Here is a 19,257-nt window from a genome sequence, read left to right on the forward strand (position 1 = left end):
GGATTCGCCCTGCGTAACGGGGGCACGGGCGGCGCACGGGTGGTGACCCGGCGGCGACTGGTGGCAGCTGGCGGACGCAGGGGCGCACGCACCGCATATATCTGCCTGTTTGATGCGCGGGCGCTCGCCCCATACGGGGAATTGAGCCCCCGGCGTATGGCCGCGACCCCGGGCACCCGGTGCACTGAGGCCTCCACCTCTCGGCCGTCTGCGCACCTCAAGGAGGCTTTACATGGCACTCACGGAGTGGACGAGGTCAATGGAGTGGCTGGCTGCGGCATCGGAGGACCCCGGCGCCTGCAAACAGGAGTGGCAGAACGGCAGCACCGGCGTCACGCTCCTGGCCGCCGGACGGTTCTGGGACGTGCTGATCGTGCCGGAGGACCTCGGGCTGCGCGTCGCCGACCTTCTGGACGAGCTGCCCCTGCTCGACCGCGGTCCCTGCCTGCTGGACACCCGACGACGTCACGTGGGCTTCCTGCTGCCCCCGGAGCCGCAGACCGTCTGGATCGGCACCGGCGTGCGCCTCATCGGAGCGGGCACCTGGATCACCGCTCCCGCCCCGCACTGCCGCTGGGGCTCGCTGCGCTGGCTCGTCCCGCCGGACGGCACCGGCACCCTGAACATGCCGGAGGTCCTGGAGGTGGCCCTGCAGCGCTGCGCGGCCGAGCTGTCCCGCAGACAGGGGCTCTGTACGCCCGCCTCCGCACACGGCGAGACCGCACCGGACGCCGCGGAGGAGAACAGGCCGCAGCTGATGCGGCAGCGCGCGACAGGGACACGCCTACGCGCGTGAGCGGGACTCTTGGGGCAGTCCCGGACCCGCGGCCGGGAACGCATACTCTCTGAGTGGGCTCCGGGGAGGCCGGAATTCCAGGAACCGGAACAGAGGGCAGCTTCCATGGTGACAGCGCGCCGGTTTCCGCTCGGCTCCGCGGCCAGGCTCACGGAGCTGGAGGACCACCCTCATCCCCGGCTGGCCCTGCTGCGGGCCCACGAGCCGGTTTCGTGGGTTCCCGTGCTGGGCGGCTGGCTGGTGACCCGGCGTGATCTCGCACTGCGCGTGATGCGCGACGCGGCGACCTTCACGGTCGACGACCCCCGCTTCTCCACCGCCCAGGTGGTCGGTCCGAGCATGCTCTCCCTGGAGGGCGCCGAGCACAAACGGCACCGCGCCCCCTTCACCGACCCGTTCCGCACGCAGGATGTGCGCGACCGCTTCACCGGGTTCGTGGAGCAGGAAGCCGCCCGGCTGGTGGAGAGGATCAGGCCGCGTGGCAGCGCCGAACTGCGCCGGGAGGTGGCCGGGCCCCTGGCCGTCGCCGTCGTCGCCGAGTCGCTGGGCTTGGTCGACGCGGACGCCGAGGCGGTGCTGTCCTGGTACGACGCCATCGTGAGCGCGGTCTCCGACATCACCGCCGGGGTGTCGGCGGGCCCCGCGGGGGCGGTGGCGTTCGACCAGTTGCGGGCAAGCGTCGAGGCGACGGTCGTGGCAGGAAGCGGTGCTTCGCTGCTCGTCGCGGCGGCCGGGAGCGAGCGCCTGACGCTGCCGGAGGTGGTCGCCAACGCCGCGGTGCTGATGTTCGGCGGTATCGAGACGACCGAGGGCATGATCGCCAACGTCGTACTGCACTTGTTGGCACACCCTGATCAACTCGCCCTGGTGCGCGCCGATCCGTCCATGGTCGACGCGGCGATCGAGGAATCGCTCCGCCTGGAACCCGCGGCGGCGGTCGTGGACCGCTACGCCACCGCCGACGTGACGATCGGCGGGGCCGACGTGCGGCGAGGTGATCTGGTGGTCGTCTCGCTCGCCGGCGCGAACCGCGACCCCGAGGTATTCCAGGACCCCGACCGTTTCGACCTGCGGCGGGACAACTCCCGCCTGCAGCTGGCCTTCGCGCACGGCCCGCACTTCTGCCTGGGCGCCCACCTCGCCCGTCTGGAGACCCGTACCTGCCTCCTCGCGCTGCTCGACCGCCTCCCCGGTCTGCGGCTCGATCCTGCCTCGTCCACCGCGGCCAAGGGCCTGGTCTTCCGGAAGCCCCCGGCGCTGCGCGTCCGCTGGGAGGTGCCCGCGCAGCACTGACTCGGCGCCGGGGCCACTCCGTTTGCCTACGTGGCGATCAGTACGTGCGGTTGCACGAGGCGCCGCTGCTCGCGCCGTTGCTCACCTATGCGCCGCGACGGACCCGGGCGGCCTTGCGGGCTTCGGCGATCTGGCGGGCCTCGGCAGACCGGCGGGACTCGCCACCACCGGCTCGCCCCGGACGGGTTCCCATACCGCGGAAGGGGGCACCGCCGCGCTTGGACCGCTCCGCGACCGGCCCACTGCCGGCGACGGGGACGTCGGAGGGAGCCTGGGCACCGGTGATGCGGCTCAGCTCGGCCTCGCCGGAGCGGACCTGCGTGACCTGCGGCCTGATGCCCGCGTCGGACATGAGACGGGCCATGTCACGGCGCTGATTGGGCAGGACCAGTGTGACGACCCTGCCGGACTCACCCGCACGTGCGGTTCGGCCGCCGCGGTGCAGGTAGTCCTTGTGGTCGCCGGGCGGATCGACGTTGACGACGAGATCGAGGTCGTCGACATGGATGCCCCGGGCCGCGACGTTGGTGGCCACCAGCGTCGTGACATCACCGGTCTTGAACTGCGCCAGGGTGCGGGTGCGCTGGGGCTGCGACTTGCCGCCGTGCAGGGCCGCGGCCCTCACCCCGCTGCTCAGCAGGTGCTTGGTGAACTGGTCGACGGCATGCTTGGTGTCCAGGAACATGATCACGCGCCCGTCGCGGGCAGCGATCTCGGTGGCGGTGGCGTACTTGTCGGCGCCGTGCACCTGGAGCACGTGGTGCTCCATCGTGGTGACCGCGCCGGCCGACGGGTCGACCGAGTGGACCACCGGGTCATCGAGGTAACGACGGACCAGGAGGTCGATGTTGCGGTCCAGCGTGGCCGAGAACAGCATGCGCTGGCCGTCGGGACGTACCTGGTCCAGCAGTGCGGTGACCTGCGGCATGAATCCCATGTCCGCCATCTGGTCGGCCTCGTCCAGGACGGTGATGTCCACTCGGTCCAGGCGGCAGTCCTTGCGCTCGATGAGATCCGCGAGGCGGCCGGGAGTCGCGACGACCACCTCGGCCCCGGCCCGCAGTGCGCCGGCCTGCCTGCCGATCGACATGCCGCCGACCACCGTGGCCAGCCGCAGCTTCAGCAACCGGGCGTACGGAGCGAGCTCATCGGTGACCTGCTGGGCCAGCTCGCGCGTGGGGGCGAGGATCAGGGCCAGCGGCTTCCGCGACTCGGCACGCCGGCCGGCCGTGCGCACGAGAAGGGCCAGGCCGAAGGCGAGCGTCTTGCCCGACCCGGTGCGCGCGCGACCCAGCACATCGCGACCTGCGAGGGAGTTCGGCAGCGTGGTGGCCTGGATCGGGAACGGCTCGTTCAGGCCACGGCTGCTGAGCATCTCCAGCAGCTCGACGGGCATGTCCAGTTCGCCGAACGTCGCTGCGGCGGGGAGGGCCGGGGTGACGGTGACCGGCAGCGCGAACTCCCCCTGTGGCGTGGAGGAACGGCGCCCGGTGCCGCCGGTACTGCCGCCGGGGCGGCGCTGACCCCGTGGCCGGAAACGGTCGTTCGTGCTGGCTGAACGGCTCAAGGAGAACCTTCCTGGAAAGGGCGCGCACCGAGAAATACCCGAAAGGAAATGAGCCGGATAAATTGCAAGAACGAGCCGGATGCACATCTAAAGAAAAGAATTCCGGCGGAATGCCGGAAAAATGAAGCTGAGGCCGCACCGCAAGGCGTGGCCTCAGCCCTCTCACACGTTTCGACGTCAGGCGGGAGTGATGTTCTCCGCCTGCGGGCCCTTCTGGCCCTGCGTGACGTCGAAGTTCACCTTCTGGCCCTCCTGGAGCTCACGGAAGCCCTGGGTGGCGATGTTCGAGTAGTGGGCGAAGACGTCCGGGCCGCCGCCGTCCTGCTCGATGAAGCCGAAGCCCTTTTCCGAATTGAACCACTTGACGGTGCCGGTAGCCATGTCATTTCTCCTTTGGGGGCAGTACCCGGGGACTACGCCGTGCGAACCCCTGCGGTGCCGAATAAGCCCCGTCCGGATAAGCACCTGAAGTTTCGGGAACTACAACTGCAACTCTACTCAAGTTTAGCACGGCACGCGCACCCGGCATTACCCGAGGAAAGCAAATCGCACCTCTGGAATCCCCCGGCGCCGCGCCGGGCACCTAACCGAGGAAGCTCAGTCGCACCTGCCGGTTCGGGTTGTCCCGGTTGGTGTCCGCCGAACTCCGTTAAGACAACCGCCAAGGTACCCGAGCGCGGAATCTCCTCCGGATACGTCATCGGCACCACGCCACATGACGCGGAAGCATGAAAAACGCCAGGTCAGCAAGCGTTTCGCGGTCCTTTCGGGTGGGTGCCGGGGCCCTCAGAATCCGCCTGCATCGCTCGAGCCGTGGCGGGCGGCTTCTCCGACAGGTCGATCCCGACTGGGTGGGCCCCTGCTCCGGCCGGCCAAGCGGAAACGTAGGCGCTTGCCGCTCGGTACGTGGGTGCCGGAGGGCTTTCCCGGCCCGGCACCAGTCCCCGGGGAGCTATGGACCGTCCTAAAATGGAATGAACTATCCACCGACGATCGAGGGCAACGTGTCGGCCAACGGTGTGGCATCGAACTTGTACCCGTTCGGCGCCGCAAGTGTCGGCGAAGCGCCCGAGCGCGACGACGCGCTGGTCAGTGCCATCGTCGGTGCCGTGGAGCTGACCGGAGCGCATACCGGAAGCGTGTTTCTGCTCTCCGGCGACCACCGCTCGCTCGTGGTGGCCGCGTCGTGCGGGTCGCCGCCCTCCCTGCTCAGCGGGTGGCGTCGGATCCCGGTGAACAGCGGTCTGCCAGTGGCGGAGGCGTACCGCTCCGGGCGCATGGTCCATCTGGCCGGCGCGGAGGAGACGATGCGGCGCTTCCCGCAGCTCTCGGTCGCCCTGCCCTACCCGTTCGGTTCTGCATCGGTCCCCGTACGGGCGGGCGAGCGGACGTTCGGCACCATGGCCGTGGTGTGGACGGCCAGGCCGGACGGGACAGGGCTGTCGAGGGCGCAGCGCCGGAAGCTGCGCTCCGCCGCCGACCGGCTGGGCACCACCCTCGCCGGACTGCGGGCCCGCGGCGCGCTCGGTGAGTACGACGAACGGACGGCTCCGGTAGTGGTCCCGCTGCCATCCACTCCGGTGATCCGGGTGGGTCTGTTCGACTGGAATCTCGGCACCGGAGCCCTCACGGCCGACGACGAGCTGTGCGCGATCTTCGGAATGCCGCCCCGCGAGTTCGACGGACGGGCGGCAACCCTGGCGGCCATGATCGAGCCCGCGGATCTGCCCGGCTTCCGGTCCGCCGCCCGTGCCGCGGTCCAGGAACGCCACGTACTGGCACACTGCCTGCGCGTCCGGGACGGCCGCGGAGGCCACCACACCGTCGAGCTGTGGGGCAGGGTGCCCGAGAGCCCTGACGACCCTCAGGCCTCGGCCCATCTGGTCGGCGCCGTACTCGACTCCGGGAGCCGCATGGCCGCCGTGGCGGCGATCGAGCGGCTCGCGGACGGCTTCTTCGCACTCTCGCCCGACGGACGCGTCGCCTACGCCAACCACAGCATGGAGGATCTGCTGCGGGTCCGCCAGGACGAACTGCTCGGCCGACGCCCCTGGGACGTCCTGCCCTGGCTGGCCGATCCCGTGTACGAGGACCGCTACCGGGCCGCCCTGATCTCCCAGCAACCGGTCTCCTTCCTGGTCCGCCGCCCACCGGCCACATGGCTGGTCTTCTCCCTCCACCCGGGCGCTCAGGGCATGACGGGGTGGGCGGCACCCGTGCGACAGCCGGTACCGGCCGACACCGGGCCCGGGGCAACCCTCGCGGAAGGGGGGCCGCCCGCCTCCTGGTCGTCTCCGCCCGCGGCCCCGCGCGTGGGTTCCCTCTACCGGGTGCTCACGCTGGGCAGCGCGCTCACCGAGGCGGTCACCGCGCACGAGGTGTTCGAGGCCGTCGCCGAGCAGCTGCTGCCCGCTTTCGGCGGTCAGAAGCTGGCGATCGCCGTGGTGGAGGAGCGGCGCCTGCGCCTGCTCGATCAGCGCGGCTACTCGAAGCGCTTCCTCGCCCGGTTCGAAGGCACTCCGCTGCATGCCCGGCTGCCCGTGACGGACGCGCTGACCTCCGGGGCCCCGCTGTTCGTCGAGTCCCGTGAGGAACTTCTCGAGACGTACCCCGGGATCATGGTCAGTCAGTCCAACTCCTGGGCGTTCCTGCCCTTGATCGCCTCGAACCGCCCGGTCGGCGTCTGCCTGCTCGGCTTCAACGACGTCCACCGATTTCCCGACGAGGAGCGCGGCGTCCTCACCGCACTGGGCGGCCTGATCGCCCAAGCCCTGGAACGCGCCAGGCTCTACGACGCCGAATTCGCCCTCGCCCGCGGCCTGCAGAACGCGCTGCTGCCGCACCGGCTGCCCACACTGCCGGGCCTTGATGTCACCGGGCGCTATCTTCCGGGCACCCGAGGGATGGACATCGGCGGCGACTGGTACGACGTCATCCCCACCGGCGACGAGGTCGCGCTGATCGTCGGGGACGTCGAGGGGCACAACGTCGCCGCCGCGGCCGCCATGGGCCAGCTGCGAAGCGCGGTACGGGCCTTCGCCACCGCCGGCCACCGGCCGAGCGACGTCGTCGCCAACACCAACCGGCTCCACATGGACCTCGACCCGACGCTCCTCGCAAGCTGCTGCTACGCCCGCCTCCGTCCTCGCTCGGGGGTCGTGCGCATCGTCCGTGCCGGCCACCCCCTGCCCTTGCTGCGCCTGCCCGACGGCCGGGCCGAAGTCCTGGATGTGCCCGGCGGCCCTCTGCTCGGCATCGACACAGCGGCACACTTTCCGGAGTCGGAGCTGCGCCTCGTACCCGGGTCGGTCCTGGCCCTGTACACGGACGGACTGATCGAGAGGCGTGACTCGGACATCGATTCCGACATCGACCGGCTCCGGGCGTCACTGGCCCGCATGGGCGGGGGCCGCCTGGAGGATCTGGCCGACGCGCTGCTGCGGAACGCCCGCCGTTCCGCCGACAGGGCGGACGACATCGCCCTCCTGCTCACCGAGTACGCCCCGCCACCGCAGACGGCGACAAAGCCGGCGTCCGCACACGCCGGCTCCGGCCCGCCGCCGTGAGGCAGCAAGGCTCTCCGAACCCCGCTGTCCCCTGCCCAGATCTTCCGGTACGCCCCCCTGGTAACTCGACGGGTCCCAGGTCCTGGCACTGTCCTGTCGGCGGCCGTAGTGATGTGGAAGGGGGCCACATATCCGCTGGCCGACGGCCGGAGAAGGCTCGGTTGAACTCGTCGACGGTCTGCCGGCGCTGCGGGGACAGCAGCTCGGGCACGGTGGCCGCCTGGTGCTCTGCTCGCTGGACGCCGCCGCAGGCCAGGACGGCCGGGCTGCCGGCCGGGGCCGTGGTGGGGCGGTGTTCCGCCGGCTTCGTCACCGGTGTGGGCGCCATGCTCCTCGCCTTCAACGGCGCTCTGCGGATCGTTAGGTGCGGCCGGACTTCGCCTCTACAGTCTCACCGATGCAACGCCTGATCCAAGGAAGCTCAACCGGGCCCGACGGTCCGTGTTACTGGTGTTCGTGTCCGCCAACCTCCGCAAGGACAACCCCAGACCGGCTCTCCGGCCGTCCTCAGCCGTGCAGGTCCAGCTTCGCCAGTTCCTTTCGTGAGGTCACGCCCAGTTTGGGATACGCCTTGTAGAGGTGGTACTCCACGGTGCGGGGGCTCAGGAACAGCTGAGCGGCGATCTCGCGACTGGGCATGCCGGTGGCGGCGAGCCGGACGACCTGAAGCTCTTGCGGGGTGAGGGCGATCGCGGGTGCGGAGGCGGCGGCCTGCGCCGCGGCCGGGTCGGTGCCGGTGGCCCGCAGTTCGCCGCGGGCTCGCTCGGCCCAGGGAGTGGCGCCGAGACGGTCGAAGGTCGCGGCGGCGGCGCGCAGTTGCACCGCCGCCTGGGCGCTGCGCCGGGTGCGGCGCAGCGCCTCCCCGTAGACAAGCTGAGTGCGGGCCTGCTCGAAGGGTCTGCCGCCGTGTGAGGCGTCATCGTGATGCGCCTGTACGGCCCGCTCGAAGAGGGTCAGGTTCTGGGTGAGCAGGGCCTCGATACGCAGCGCGGTGGCCCGGGCCCAGGGCCGTCCGCTCGCCGTCGCCCAGGAGGCGAACCGCTGCGCGGCCTGCTCGGCCCGGTCTTCGTCGCCCAGCCGGACGGCCGCCTCGGCCGCGTCCGTGCAGGCGAGGATGAGCGCCATGGAGTGCCAGGAGCCCTGGCGTTCGGCCTCGTGGATCCTGCGGAGCACCTCCTCGTAACGGCCGAGGCCGAGGTCGAGGAGGATCAGGGCCGCCAAGCCGTGGCTGCCGTCGACGGCCGGGCCTGGCCGGGCGAGCGCGCGTACGCGGATTTCGTCGCCCTCGATCGCCGCGATGCGGGCGACGACGTGGTTCAGCTGGGTCAGCCGCTTGTGCAGGCCCGCGGCGTCGGCGAGCGCCTTCGCCTCCGCGACGGTGGCCAGAGCCTCCCGATGCTCCCCGGCGTACACGTGCAGGCGGCCGAGCACGCTCAGCAGGAAGGGCAACCGTCCGACGACGCCCTGCTGCCGGCATCGCGCCGTCTCGGCCTCGGTCACCCGGCGCAGACGGGTGTCGTCGCCCAGCAGCAGACCGCCGGTGATGGCGTGGCTTCGGCTGTCCTCATCCGCCCGGTCCGCCTCGTCCAACAGGCCGGACAGCAGGGGCAGACCCAGCGCGAAGTCGCCGGTCGCCACCCGGTCCAGGCCCTGTACCGCCCGCTCGACCGGATGCCGTTCGCGCTGCCGGGCCAGCACGGCGGCACAGTGGTGCAGCATGTCCAGGTCATTGCTGTGCCAGGCGTAGAACGCGGCGCTCCGCATCATCTGCGCGCCCTGCGCGGGCGCTTCCGGGGCTGCATCGATCAGCAGCCTGATGGCCTCGGAGGCCTGGTCCTGCTCGAAGAGGGCCAGGGCGCGGATATGGGCCGCCTCCGCCCGGCCGGCCCGGTCCTCGGGGCCTGCGGCGGCCTGGTGGCCTGCCTCCTCCGCGAGTTCGTCAGCCAGGGCCGCCATCCCCGCCCGGTGGGCGGACCAAGCCGCCGAGGTCAGGCGTGGTGCGCGGGCGGTCGGCGCCGGCGTCAGCCGGGCGGCCTGGCGGTAGAGGTTCGCCGCCGCCGCGAAGCCGCCCCGGGCGCGGGCGCGGGCGCCCACCGCTTCGACGGCGGTCGCCACCGCCTCGTCCGGCCCCAGCGCCGCCGCCGCCCGGTGCAGGGCGCCGCCGTCCGCCGTCGGAGCGGTATCCGCCAGTGCCCGGTGCACGGCGACCCTGCTCGCCAGCGGTGCGCCCTGGTACACCGCGGAGCGGATCAGCGGGTGCCGGAAGCGGACCGAGTCCCCTGCGACCTCGATCAGCCGCAGGCTCTCCGCATCCGTCAGGTCCCCGGGCCCGACGTGCAGCCGCTGTGCGGCCGCCAGCAGTTGGGCGAGATGAGCCTGCGGGTCCGCCGCGGCGATCAGCAGCATCGTCCGGGTGCGCTCGGGCAGCGCCGAGATCCTGCTGCGGAAGGAAGCGAGCACCCGGTCGGGGGCGGCGAGCGGCACGACCGGCGCGAAGGCGGTGTCGTCGCCGGCCGCGAACTCGGTGAGCGCCAGAGGGTTTCCGCCCGCCTCTTCGATGATCCGCTGCCGCCGAGCCGGGGCCACGCCGAGGGCATCGAGCAGCATCCCGGCCTCCGCGCGGCCCAGGTGCCCGGGCCGCAGCTCGCGCAGCCCCGGGGCGTCGAACCCCTCGTCGCGCGCGGCGAACACCATGGCCACGCCCTCCGCGGCCAGCCGGCGGGCCGCGAAGAGCAGCGCCTGCACCGATGGCTCGTCCATCCAGTGGGCGTCGTCCAGCAGGCAGAGCAGGGGGCGCTCCGCCGCCGCCTCGGCCAGCAGGGACAGCACGGCGAGACCGGTGAGGAAACGATCCCCCTGCCAGCTGCCGCCGTGCCCCAACGCCGCCTGAAGCGCCTGCGCCTGGGGCTCGGGAAGCGTATCGATGTGGTGCGCGACAGGGCGCAGCAGCTGCAGCAGCGCGGCGAAGGCCAGATCGGACTCCGGCTCCACGCCGACGGCCCGCAGCACCGTCATGCCCTGCGCCCTCTGCTCCAGGTGCGCCAGCAGACTGCTCTTGCCGATCCCCGCCTCACCGCGCAGCACCAGGGCCGCACTCGTGCCGCCCCGCACCTGGTCGGTGAAGCCCACGAGTTCGGCCACCTCGTCCTCCCGCCCGTACAGCACAGCGATCCCCGTTCCGGCCTACGTAGGCTCTACTGAAGCGCTACGGATTCGCCCCGTGACGTGCCCGTTCTAGCTTCTGCGTCATGACGGCACACAGGATCAAGGAAATCGCCGCGGCGGGCAAGCAGTTGCTCCCGCCGCGCGGTCCCCACCGGCTGCTGGCGGGGGGCGTCCTCGCCCGGGCGGTGGGCCTGGGCGGCATCCTGCCTACGGTCGCCGTGTTCTTCGTCCACTGCGGCGGGCTCAGCGGCAAAGAGGTCGGCCTCGGCATGTCGGTCGCGAGCGTCTTCGGGCTCATCGCCGCCGTGCCGGCCGGCCGGCTGGTGGACCGCATCGGCGCCCGGCGGGTCCTGATATGCCTGCCCCTCGCCGCCGCCGGGGTCTTCTGCTCCTACGCGCTCGTCCACTCCCTCCCCGCGTTCCTGCTGGCCGGCATCTCGACCGCGGTGTGCCTGTCGTCGACCCGGGTCGCCGAGGCTACGCTGATCCAGCAGGTGCTGGACCCGGAGAGCCTGGTGCGCTCCCGGGCCCAGTTGAGCGCCGTGCACAATCTGGGCTTCGCGATCGGTGTGCTGGCCATGGCGATCCCCCTCCAGGCGGGCACGCGCTCGGTGTACCTCTGGTTCATCGCGGCGAGCGCCCTGGTGACTGCCTGCTCCGCGCTGTTCGCCTGGCTGCTGCCCGGCGTCCCGCGGCCGCGCACCCCCCGCCCGGCGCTGCGCCTCGGCGCGCTGCGCGACCTGCCCTACCTGTCCGTCTCCGTCCTGACCGGCCTGACCACCGTCCACAACCAGCTGCTGACCATCGCCGCACCGCTGTGGGTGATCGGCCACACCGAGGCCCCACGCACGACCGCCTCCCTGCTGCTGACGGCCAACTCCGTGCTAGTGGTCTGCCTGCAGGTGTCCGCCGCCCGCGGCACGGACACGACCCGCGGGGCCGTTGGCGTCAACACCCGCGGCGGCATCGGGCTGATGCTGGGCTGCCTGCTCTTCGGCACGGGCGCCGGACTCCCCCCGTGGCTCGCTGCCGCCACACTGGTGCTGGCAACGGCGGTGCTCACCTGCGGCGAGATGTGGACGGCGGCAGCCGCCTGGAACTTCGGCTACGCCCTGGCGGATCCCCGGGCCGCCGGCGACTACCAGGGCGTCTACGGCCTGGGGCGCTCACTGTCCGACCTCGTCGGCCCGGCGATGGCGACCGCGGTCGTCGCGCTCGGCACCACGGGCTGGGCGCTCGCCGGCCTCCACTTCCTGCTCCTGTCCGTCCTGACGCGCCTCGCGGTCGGCCTCGCGCAGCGGCGCACCACGCCACCCCGGGAGGACACATGCCCTTCGACCATCGCCGCGTGAGCCGCCGAGCCGCCCGGGCTCCCCCCCTCAGGACCACTTCCTACGCCACACACCCGACGTCACGAGCAGCCGAGAGGAACGCCCATGCCCACGAGCACCGACACCCGATACGACGAGCCGCCGACCCGTGACAACACCGCCGTCCTGCTGGTCGACCACCAAGTCGGCCTGTTCACCGGGGTGCGCGACATCACCGTGCAGGACCTCAAACACAACGTGACCGGCCTCGCCCGAGCAGCGGCCGTCCTGCAGTTGCCCATCGTCGCCACCACCACCGCGGCGAACAGCATATGGGGCCCGCTGATCCCCGAACTGGCCGCGGCCCTGCCCGCCGGCCACAAGGTCATCGATCGCAGCACCGTCAACGCCTGGGACGACGAGCGCGTCCGCGAAGCGGTCGAGGCCACGGGCCGCGCCAAGCTCGTCATCGCCGGCGTCTCGCTGGAGGTGTGCGCCGCGTTCCCCGCGCTGTCCGCCAATGCCGCCGGGTACGACGCCTACGTCGCCGTCGACGCCTCGGGTACCTTCTGGGCCACCAAGCGCGAGACGGGCCTGCTGCGCCTGCAGCAGGCCGGCGTGGTCGTCACCGACTACTCCTCGCTGATGGTCCAGATCCTCGCCGACAACGCGGACCCGCTCGCCGGCGAGGTCTATGGCGCGCTCGACATGCCCTTCGCCACCCTGGTAAGCCAGCTGGCGGCAGCCCTGGGGCCCCGCGCCGACTGACCCGGACCCGCCGCCGCGGGCGTGGCCCGCGGCGGCCCCGGCCGGATGCCCCGATTCAGCGGGTGCCGGCCCGAGACACACCTGAGCCCCGCGGCGGTGTCGCGTGAGCGGCGCGGCCCCCATGTCCAGTTCTGAGAACTGAGGTCGAGCCATGCCTACGTTGATCTTCGTCCACGCCTTCGGTTCCAGCGGTCGCGCCTTCCAGGCCCAGGCCGCCGCCCTCGGCGAGCACCACCGCATCCACACTCCCGATCTCCCCGGGCACGGCTCCGCCCCCGGGCCGCTGACCCTGGACCGGGCCGTTGCCACCGTGCGGCAGGTGCTGGCGGAGGCTGAGGAACCCGCGTATCTCGTGGCCGTTTCCGGCGGGGTGAGCGTGGCCCTGCTGGCCGCGCTGGCCGAGCCGGGGAAGGTCGCGGGCCTGGTTCTCTCCGGCGGGGCGGCACATGCGGGCGGGGCAGGAGCGGCGGTGCAGCGGCTCCTGCTGGGGCTGCTGCCTCAGAGCCTGCTGGTCCGGGCCCTGACACCGATGTACGCCGGAGGGAAGGAGGCATACCGGCAGCAGGCAGGGGAGGATCTGCGCCGGCTCGGCAAGCGTGATCTCCTCGCGGGACTGCGGGAGTTGGGACGATTGGATCTGCGGCCGCGGCTGGCAGAGGTCAAGGCGCCGGTGCTGGTGCTGTGCGGAGGGAAGGATCGGGCCAACATCCCCTTCGCCAAGGAACTCGCCGCGGGACTACCCGAAGCCGAGCTGCGGCTGATCGCCGGCGCCGGGCACATCTGGAACCCGCAACAGCCACAGCTGTTCACCCGCATCGTGCAGGAGTTTGCCGGCTGAGGGTCTGCCACCGCAGGCCCGGATCGCGCGGGTCCGTTCCGGGAACCGGTCATCGACGACTACCACGCGGCCGCCCGGGCCCGGCCGCGCCCCTGGGCCGAAAGCGCGTCGAGCGCCAGGTGCGTCTTGGCCGGATCGGGCTCCTCCTCGGCCGCTGGAACGAGATTGTCAAGCGCGCCGGCAACGGTCTCCGGCTCGGAGGTGCGGATGTCCGCCGGCAGCGCGGCGTGCACGTCCTCGGGACGCGGATGGACCGCGAACCGCTCCTTGGCCGCGAGAAACACCCGCATCACCTGGCGGTAGAGCGGGGTGTTCCGCACGGTCAGGTGAGCGAAGGGGCCGAAGCCCGCCGGTTCAGGATCCGGGCTGGTCGGAGCGGGCGGAGGCGGTGACGGTCGTCGTCGGCCATTCTCCCCCAGGTGCCGCTCCCACCGGCGGCAACCAAACGACCTGGCTGTCACGCCGTCCTGATCCGCAGTGGAGGACAGGCCGAGTCCCGCCGCATGCCGACGGATGCGCAGCCCCCACGCGAGAGACGCGCACAGGACCATCAGTTGGTGCGGCCGGATATCCCGCCTACAGTCCCAGTTCCGCAGTAGCCGCTACCCGAGGAACGAAAGTCGCACCTTGCGCTCGGGGTTGTCCTTGTTGGTGTCCACGAGGCACACCGACTGCCACGTCCCGAGCTCCAGCCGCCCGTCGAGCACCGGCAGCGTCGCATGCGGCGGGACGATGGCCGGGAGGACGTGGTCGCGGCCGTGGCCGGGACTGCCGTGGCGGTGCTGCCAGCGGTCGTCGGCGGGGAGCAGGGTGTGCAGGACGGTCAAGAGGTCGTCGTCGCTGCCGGCACCCGTCTCGATGATCGCGATGCCCGCCGTGGCGTGCGGCACGAAGACGTTCAGCAGGCCGTCGCGGCCCGCGGCCACCTCGCGCAGGAAGGCCTCGCATTCGCGGGTGACATCCACGACCCGCTCCGAGGAGCCGGAGGCGACGTTCAGAACTCGGGTGGTGAAGGCGTCTGACATGTTCTCCATCCTCGCCCATCCACCGGAGTTCACGCGCGCGGACACGTGCCTGGCGGCTGAGTGCCGGCCGAGGGACGACCGAGTCGTGACACACCAGGTCCACTTCGCGGGACACCGTTGACCGTCACGGCGCCATCTGGCTAATTTCGGCGGCATGTTGCGTTCAGCCCTGCTCACCACGCGCGGTCACATCGCCCTGCTGCGGGTGGCCTCCGCCGCGTGTCGCCGCGGCTGCTGACGCCCTTTCCTCCCTTCCCCGCGTTCTCCCCCCGCGTTCCTCGCGCCTGCACACCCCTGCCCGCACGCCTGATGCCCTGATCGACAATCCGGCGCGGCGGGCCCGCGGCACGGCGCGTCTCATCACCTGCCGCTCTCCTCCTGTGGAGCATTCATGAGCATCAGTCATGCCCCGCCCGACTCACTGGAATCCGACATTTCGGATATCGCCGACCCATCCGGCTTCACTGAGGGCCCCTCCCCCGACCTCATCCCCCTCGTCCCCACCTCCTCCCGCCGCACCCGCGTGCCTCGCTGGCTGCGTCGCACCACCGGACCACTGCTGCTGCTCGCCCTGTGGCAACTCCTCAGCAGCACCGGTGCGCTGACTGCGGCCGTGCTCGCCTCGCCCGGTCGCATCGCGCAGGTCGGAGGTGATCTGATCGCCGACGGCTCGCTGCCCTCCGCCATGGGCACCTCACTGCAGCGCGTCGCGCTCGGGCTGCTCCTCGGCACGGTCGTCGGCACCGGACTCGCCCTGTTGTCCGGGCTGTTCCGGATCGGTGAGGACCTCGTCGACGCGCCCGTGCAGATGCTGCGGACCGTGCCCTTCGTCGGGCTCATCCCGCTGTTCATCATCTGGTTCGGCATCGGCGAGGCGCCGAAGGTTGCCATCATCACGCTCGGCGTGACGTTCCCGCTCTACCTCAACGTGTACGCCGGAATCCGCGGCGTGGACGCCCAGTTGATCGAGGCCGGCGAGTCCCTCGGGCTGTCCAGGTGGGGGCTGGTGCGGCACGTCGTACTGCCCGGCGCGCTGCCGGGCGCCCTGACCGGCCTGCGCTACTCGCTCGGCATCGCCTGGCTCGCCCTCGTCTTCGCCGAGCAGGTCAACGCCGACTCCGGAATCGGGTTCCTCATGGTGCAGGCACGGGACTTCCTGCGGACCGACGTGATCGTGGCCTGCCTGATCGTCTACGCCTTCCTCGGCCTGATCGCCGACTTCATCGTCCGCTCCCTCGAAAGGCTGCTGCTGCAATGGCGACCGACGTTCACCGGCCGGTGAACCCCAAGGCCACCGGGGCCGTACCGACCACTCAGGCCGTGCAGGCCGCGACGCCGACCCCCCAGGCCGTGCACGTCGAGGGGCTGACCCGCTCCTTCGACGGGCGTGCCGTCATCGACCGACTCCAACTGGACGTCCGTCCGGGCGAGTTCGTCGCGCTCCTCGGCCGCAGCGGCTGCGGCAAGTCCACCTTGTTGCGCATCCTCGCCGGCCTCGACCGCGACATCGAGGGCACCGTCCTGGTCCCGCGCCGCAAGGCCGTCGCCTTCCAGGCGCCGCGGCTGATGCCCTGGAAGAAGGTGTGACGCAACGTGCTGCTCGGCCTGCGGGGCAAGCCCGGTCGTGCCGTCGCCGAGCAGGCGCTCAAGGAAGTCGGCCTGGACCACCGTACGAACGCCTGGCCCAAGACCCTCTCCGGGGGCGAGGCCCAACGGGCCTCCCTCGCACGGGCGTTGGTCCGCGAGCCGGATCTGTTGCTGCTCGACGAGCCGTTCGGTGCGCTCGACGCGCTCACCCGGATCAAGGCCCAGCGCCTGGTCGGTGAGTTGTGGCAGCGGCGCGGCTGCGCGGTGCTGCTCGTCACGCACGACGTGGAGGAGGCCGTGCTCCTCGCCGACCGCGTCCTCGTGATGGACGACGGGGTGATCGCGCACGAACAGCGCATCGACCTCGACCGGCCCCGCGACATCACCGACCCCCGGTTCGCGGAACTGCGCGCCGGACTCCTGGAGCGGCTCGGCGTCGACACCGCCGCCGAAGCCGCCTGAACCAACCACCCCAGAACCACCCCAGAACCACCGAGAACGGAACCCTCATGCGACGACGTCTCGTCCCTGCCGCGCTTCTCCTCCCCCTCGCGCTTCTGCTCACGGCTTGCGGCGAGGCCTCGCCCGCCAGTACGGGGAACGACACCGACGGCCAGGGCTCGCTCACCCTCAACGTCGATGACCAGAAGGGTGGTTCGGAGGCGATCCTGCGTGCCGCCGGAGAGCTGGAGAACCTCGACTACAAGATCAAGTGGTCCACCTTCAGCTCCGGTCTGCCGCTTCTGGAAGCCGTCAATGCGGGGGCCGTCGACATAGGCGGTGTCGGGAACACGCCGCCGGTCTTCGCGGCGGGCGCGGGCTCGAAGATCAAGGTGGTGGCCGCCTGGCACGGCACGTCCAAGGGCGACACCGTCCTCGTCCCGAACGACTCGAAGCTGTCCGGCACCGCGCAGCTCAAGGGCAGGTCCGTCGCCGTGGCCCAAGGTTCCTCCGCCCACTACCAGCTGGTCGCCTCCCTCAAGAAGGCCGGGCTGAGCCTGAGCGACGTGAAGGTCAAGTACCTCCAGCCCGCCGACGCGCTGGCCGCGTTCACCTCCGGCAAGGTCGACGCGTGGGCGGTGTGGGACCCGTACACCTCGCAGGTGCTCAAGGCGAAGCAGGGCCGTGTCCTGACCACCGGCGACGGCATCACCAACGGGCTGACCTTCCAGGTGGCGGCGCCGAGCGCGCTGCAGGACAAGAAGAAGGCCGCCGCAGTCAAGGACTATCTGGAGCGGCTGCGGCGCGCCCAGCAGTGGGTGTACTCGCACGAGGACGACTGGGCGAAGGTCTGGGCGAAGGACACCGGGCTGCCCGAGGACGTGGCGCTGGCCGCGGTGAAGCGGACGTACACCACCCGGATCGCGGTGGCCGTCGACAAGCCGCTCATCGCCTCCGAGCAGGAGATCGTCGACACCTTCGCCGCTCTGAAGCTCATCCCGAACAAGGTCGACTTCGGCGGCTTCACCGACACGAGGTTCAACGGCGACCTCCCGCCGTCGACTGCCGCGCCTCGCCCCTCGGAAGGCTAGGGCTCCAAGCCTCCGGGGGGCCTTCCCGGACCGTCCGGGACCGTCGTCCGGGGCCTCGGGAAGATCCACGGCCTCGATGCGGTTGGTAGAAGCGTGAATGATGCCGACGCGGTCAACTTCGTCGACGTGGTCGTCATAGGCGCTGGTCAGGCGGGCCTGTCCAGCGCCTATCACCTGCGGCGCACCGGCTTCGCGCCGGACCGCGACTTCGTCGTGCTCGACCACTCCCCCGGCCCGGGCGGTGCCTGGCAGTTCCGGTGGGCGTCGTTGACGTACGGCAAGGTCCACGGGATGCACGCGTTGCCCGGCATGGAGCTGACCGACGCCGACCCCGAGCGGCCGTCGTCCGAGGTCATCGCCGAGTACTTCGACCGTTACGAGCGGACCTTCGATCTGCGCGTCCGGCGGCCCGTCGACGTGCGTGCCGTACGCGAGGGCCCGGACGGGCGGCTGCTCGTCGAGACCTCGGCGGGGACCTGGTCGACGCGGGCGCTGATCAACGCGACCGGCACCTGGGACCGGCCCTTCTGGCCGCGCTATCCCGGCCAGGAGACGTTCCGGGGGCGGCAGTTGCACACCGCCCACTACCCCGGGCCGCAGGAGTTCACCGGAAAGCGGGTCGTCGTGGTGGGCGGCGGCGCCTCCGGAACCCAGCACCTGCTGGAGATCGCCCGGTACGCGGCCGCCACGACGTGGGTCACGCGGCGCCTGCCCGTGTTCCGCGAGGGCCCCTTCACGGAGGAGTTCGGCCGCGCGGCCGTCGCGCTCGTCGAGGAGCGGGTCCGGCAGGGACTACCGCCGAAGAGCGTCGTCTCGGTGACGGGGCTGCCCCTCAACGACGCCATCCGGCAGGGGCTCGCGGACGGAACCCTGGACCGGCAGCCCATGTTCGACCGGATCACGCCGGAGGGCGTGGAGTGGGACGACGGGCGCCGCGTGGACGCCGACGTCATCCTGTGGGCCACCGGTTTCCGGGCCGCCATCGACCATCTTTCCCCCCTCCGCCTGCGCGAGCCGGGCGGCGGCATCCGCGTGGAGGGCACACGCGCAGTCGCCGATCCCCGTATCCACCTGGTCGGCTACGGCCCCTCCGCCAGCACAATCGGCGCCAACCGAGCCGGCCGCGCCGCCGTACGGGACATCAGGCGGTTGCTGGCGGAGGAGTCGGTGGCGGCGTGAGGGGTGGGGCGGGCGTATCGGGTCCACCGCTCGGCGTCCCGCGAGGGAAACCTCCGACAGGCGTGCCTCGCTCCGGCCCCAGGTACTGACCGCTGCCGACCGGGCGAGCCGTCCGCCCGTGATGACGCGGCGTCGCTCCCGTCGGGGCTACGTTCCACCACGTATGCCCCCACCCGAGGGACCGACGGGAGCCGGGCGGGCACAGCAGTCGCCCTTGCCGAACCGGGCGCTCCGGCCCACTGCGTGACGCCTTTCAGGCAACCCTCCGACGGGCGTGCGCACGCCCGAAACGTTGAACGGAGCCGGGCTGTCACACCAACGGCACAGATGATGCGACGGGCCGGTCCGCCGCATGACCCTCCGCCAGGGCCAACCGTCCAGCATGACGCTCCGCCAGGGCCAACCTCCAGCCAGTACTCGTCCGCCCGAGGCGCCGGAGTCGGGCGGGCACGCCGTCGCCCTCAGGGAACGCGAACGGGCCAAGCCGCACCTCACATCCCGCCCCGCTCCGCACTGGCTGCCTCGCCGCCCCCTGGCCCGCAGGGCGTCGTCGACCTGCCGTCTCCCGGCCGGCGTCCTGTGGTGTCTACGTCTGCCGCCCCCGCACGCGCGGCCGCCGCGCGGCCGACCA

14 protein-coding genes and 1 pseudogene are annotated in these 19,257 nt (G+C 71.6%); 10 read left to right on the top strand and 5 right to left on the bottom strand.

Annotated features, from left to right (window positions below; translation table 11 throughout):
• Positions 1–232 precede the first annotated feature (232 nt).
• Together ACZ7M7_RS20015 and ACZ7M7_RS20020 are read left to right on the top strand one after the other, a co-directional pair.
• Positions 233–796 (top strand): hypothetical protein, encoded by a 564-nt coding sequence (locus ACZ7M7_RS20015; RefSeq protein WP_472118625.1) that lies wholly within the window; start codon positions 233–235, stop codon positions 794–796.
• 105 nt (positions 797–901) lie between these two features.
• Positions 902–2,089: a cytochrome P450 gene (locus tag ACZ7M7_RS20020; RefSeq protein ID WP_472118628.1), complete on the top strand. Its 1,188-nt coding sequence runs from the start codon at positions 902–904 to the stop codon at positions 2,087–2,089.
• 85 nt (positions 2,090–2,174) lie between these two features.
• Here ACZ7M7_RS20020 and ACZ7M7_RS20025 read toward each other — a convergent pair whose 3' ends face one another.
• Together ACZ7M7_RS20025 and ACZ7M7_RS20030 are read right to left on the bottom strand one after the other, a co-directional pair.
• A complete protein-coding gene (locus ACZ7M7_RS20025; protein WP_472118631.1) occupies positions 2,175–3,656 on the bottom strand; it encodes a DEAD/DEAH box helicase in 1,482 nt (493 codons plus the stop codon).
• A 177-nt stretch (positions 3,657–3,833) separates the two neighbouring features.
• Entirely contained in the window at positions 3,834–4,037 is a 204-nt protein-coding gene (locus ACZ7M7_RS20030; RefSeq protein WP_020125862.1) for a cold-shock protein, read from the bottom strand.
• Between the two features lie 593 nt (positions 4,038–4,630).
• Between ACZ7M7_RS20030 and ACZ7M7_RS20035 the strand changes: the two genes are divergently transcribed.
• A complete protein-coding gene (locus ACZ7M7_RS20035; RefSeq protein WP_472118634.1) occupies positions 4,631–7,222 on the top strand; it encodes a SpoIIE family protein phosphatase in 2,592 nt (863 codons plus the stop codon).
• Between the two features lie 507 nt (positions 7,223–7,729).
• Here ACZ7M7_RS20035 and ACZ7M7_RS20040 read toward each other — a convergent pair.
• Complete coding sequence (locus tag ACZ7M7_RS20040; RefSeq protein WP_472118637.1) at positions 7,730–10,387, bottom strand: ATP-binding protein; 2,658 nt, start codon at positions 10,385–10,387, stop codon at positions 7,730–7,732.
• 83 nt (positions 10,388–10,470) lie between these two features.
• Here ACZ7M7_RS20040 and ACZ7M7_RS20045 point away from each other — a divergent pair, with 83 nt between their 5' ends.
• The 3 genes from ACZ7M7_RS20045 to ACZ7M7_RS20055 all read left to right on the top strand — a co-directional run bounded on the left by ACZ7M7_RS20045 (position 10,471) and on the right by ACZ7M7_RS20055 (position 13,303).
• Entirely contained in the window at positions 10,471–11,739 is a 1,269-nt protein-coding gene (locus tag ACZ7M7_RS20045) for an MFS transporter (protein WP_472118639.1), read from the top strand.
• A gap of 84 nt (positions 11,740–11,823) precedes the next feature.
• Positions 11,824–12,465 (top strand): isochorismatase family protein, encoded by a 642-nt coding sequence (locus tag ACZ7M7_RS20050; protein ID WP_472118642.1) that lies wholly within the window; start codon positions 11,824–11,826, stop codon positions 12,463–12,465.
• Positions 12,466–12,616: 151 nt separating this feature from the next.
• Entirely contained in the window at positions 12,617–13,303 is a 687-nt protein-coding gene (locus ACZ7M7_RS20055) for an alpha/beta fold hydrolase (RefSeq protein WP_472118645.1), read from the top strand.
• Positions 13,304–13,362: 59 nt separating this feature from the next.
• On the opposite strand, the gene ACZ7M7_RS20060 is transcribed toward ACZ7M7_RS20055, so the two are convergent.
• Positions 13,363–13,854 (bottom strand): DUF2397 family protein, encoded by a 492-nt coding sequence (locus ACZ7M7_RS20060; protein WP_472118648.1) that lies wholly within the window; start codon positions 13,852–13,854, stop codon positions 13,363–13,365.
• Between the two features lie 51 nt (positions 13,855–13,905).
• Positions 13,906–14,328: a secondary thiamine-phosphate synthase enzyme YjbQ gene (locus tag ACZ7M7_RS20065; protein ID WP_472118651.1), complete on the bottom strand. Its 423-nt coding sequence runs from the start codon at positions 14,326–14,328 to the stop codon at positions 13,906–13,908.
• A gap of 391 nt (positions 14,329–14,719) precedes the next feature.
• Here ACZ7M7_RS20065 and ACZ7M7_RS20070 point away from each other — a divergent pair, with 391 nt between their 5' ends.
• From ACZ7M7_RS20070 to ACZ7M7_RS20085, 4 genes and pseudogenes are all read left to right on the top strand, one after another.
• A complete protein-coding gene (locus tag ACZ7M7_RS20070) occupies positions 14,720–15,610 on the top strand; it encodes an ABC transporter permease (protein ID WP_472118654.1) in 891 nt (296 codons plus the stop codon).
• Positions 15,583–16,377 (top strand): annotated as a pseudogene (locus ACZ7M7_RS20075) (ABC transporter ATP-binding protein). Before ACZ7M7_RS20070 ends, ACZ7M7_RS20075 begins: the two are co-directional and overlap by 28 nt.
• 47 nt (positions 16,378–16,424) lie before the next feature.
• The gene (locus ACZ7M7_RS20080) at positions 16,425–17,447 is read left to right on the top strand and encodes an ABC transporter substrate-binding protein (protein WP_472118657.1); all 1,023 of its coding nucleotides are present in this window, start codon (positions 16,425–16,427) and stop codon (positions 17,445–17,447) included.
• Between the two features lie 93 nt (positions 17,448–17,540).
• Positions 17,541–18,626, top strand: coding sequence for an NAD(P)-binding domain-containing protein (locus ACZ7M7_RS20085; protein WP_472118660.1), 1,086 nt, complete (start codon positions 17,541–17,543; stop codon positions 18,624–18,626).
• Positions 18,627–19,257: the final 631 nt, after the last annotated feature.

The sequence above is a fragment of the Streptomyces sp. NPDC111606 genome (genome assembly GCF_055656945.1).

What these genes read in the sequence shown, in the direction of transcription:
- ACZ7M7_RS20015 (WP_472118625.1), top strand. Translation starts at nt 233, where the DNA reads ATGGCACTCACGGAGTGGACGAGGTCAATGGAGTGGCTGGCTGCGGCA.
- ACZ7M7_RS20060 (WP_472118648.1), bottom strand. Translation starts at nt 13,854, where the DNA reads ATGGTCCTGTGCGCGTCTCTCGCGTGGGGGCTGCGCATCCGTCGGCAT.
- ACZ7M7_RS20030 (WP_020125862.1), bottom strand. Translation starts at nt 4,037, where the DNA reads ATGGCTACCGGCACCGTCAAGTGGTTCAATTCGGAAAAGGGCTTCGGC.
- ACZ7M7_RS20080 (WP_472118657.1), top strand. Translation starts at nt 16,425, where the DNA reads ATGCGACGACGTCTCGTCCCTGCCGCGCTTCTCCTCCCCCTCGCGCTT.
- ACZ7M7_RS20035 (WP_472118634.1), top strand. Translation starts at nt 4,631, where the DNA reads ATGAACTATCCACCGACGATCGAGGGCAACGTGTCGGCCAACGGTGTG.
- ACZ7M7_RS20070 (WP_472118654.1), top strand. Translation starts at nt 14,720, where the DNA reads ATGAGCATCAGTCATGCCCCGCCCGACTCACTGGAATCCGACATTTCG.
- ACZ7M7_RS20020 (WP_472118628.1), top strand. Translation starts at nt 902, where the DNA reads ATGGTGACAGCGCGCCGGTTTCCGCTCGGCTCCGCGGCCAGGCTCACG.
- ACZ7M7_RS20065 (WP_472118651.1), bottom strand. Translation starts at nt 14,328, where the DNA reads ATGTCAGACGCCTTCACCACCCGAGTTCTGAACGTCGCCTCCGGCTCC.
- ACZ7M7_RS20045 (WP_472118639.1), top strand. Translation starts at nt 10,471, where the DNA reads ATGACGGCACACAGGATCAAGGAAATCGCCGCGGCGGGCAAGCAGTTG.
- ACZ7M7_RS20050 (WP_472118642.1), top strand. Translation starts at nt 11,824, where the DNA reads ATGCCCACGAGCACCGACACCCGATACGACGAGCCGCCGACCCGTGAC.
- ACZ7M7_RS20055 (WP_472118645.1), top strand. Translation starts at nt 12,617, where the DNA reads ATGCCTACGTTGATCTTCGTCCACGCCTTCGGTTCCAGCGGTCGCGCC.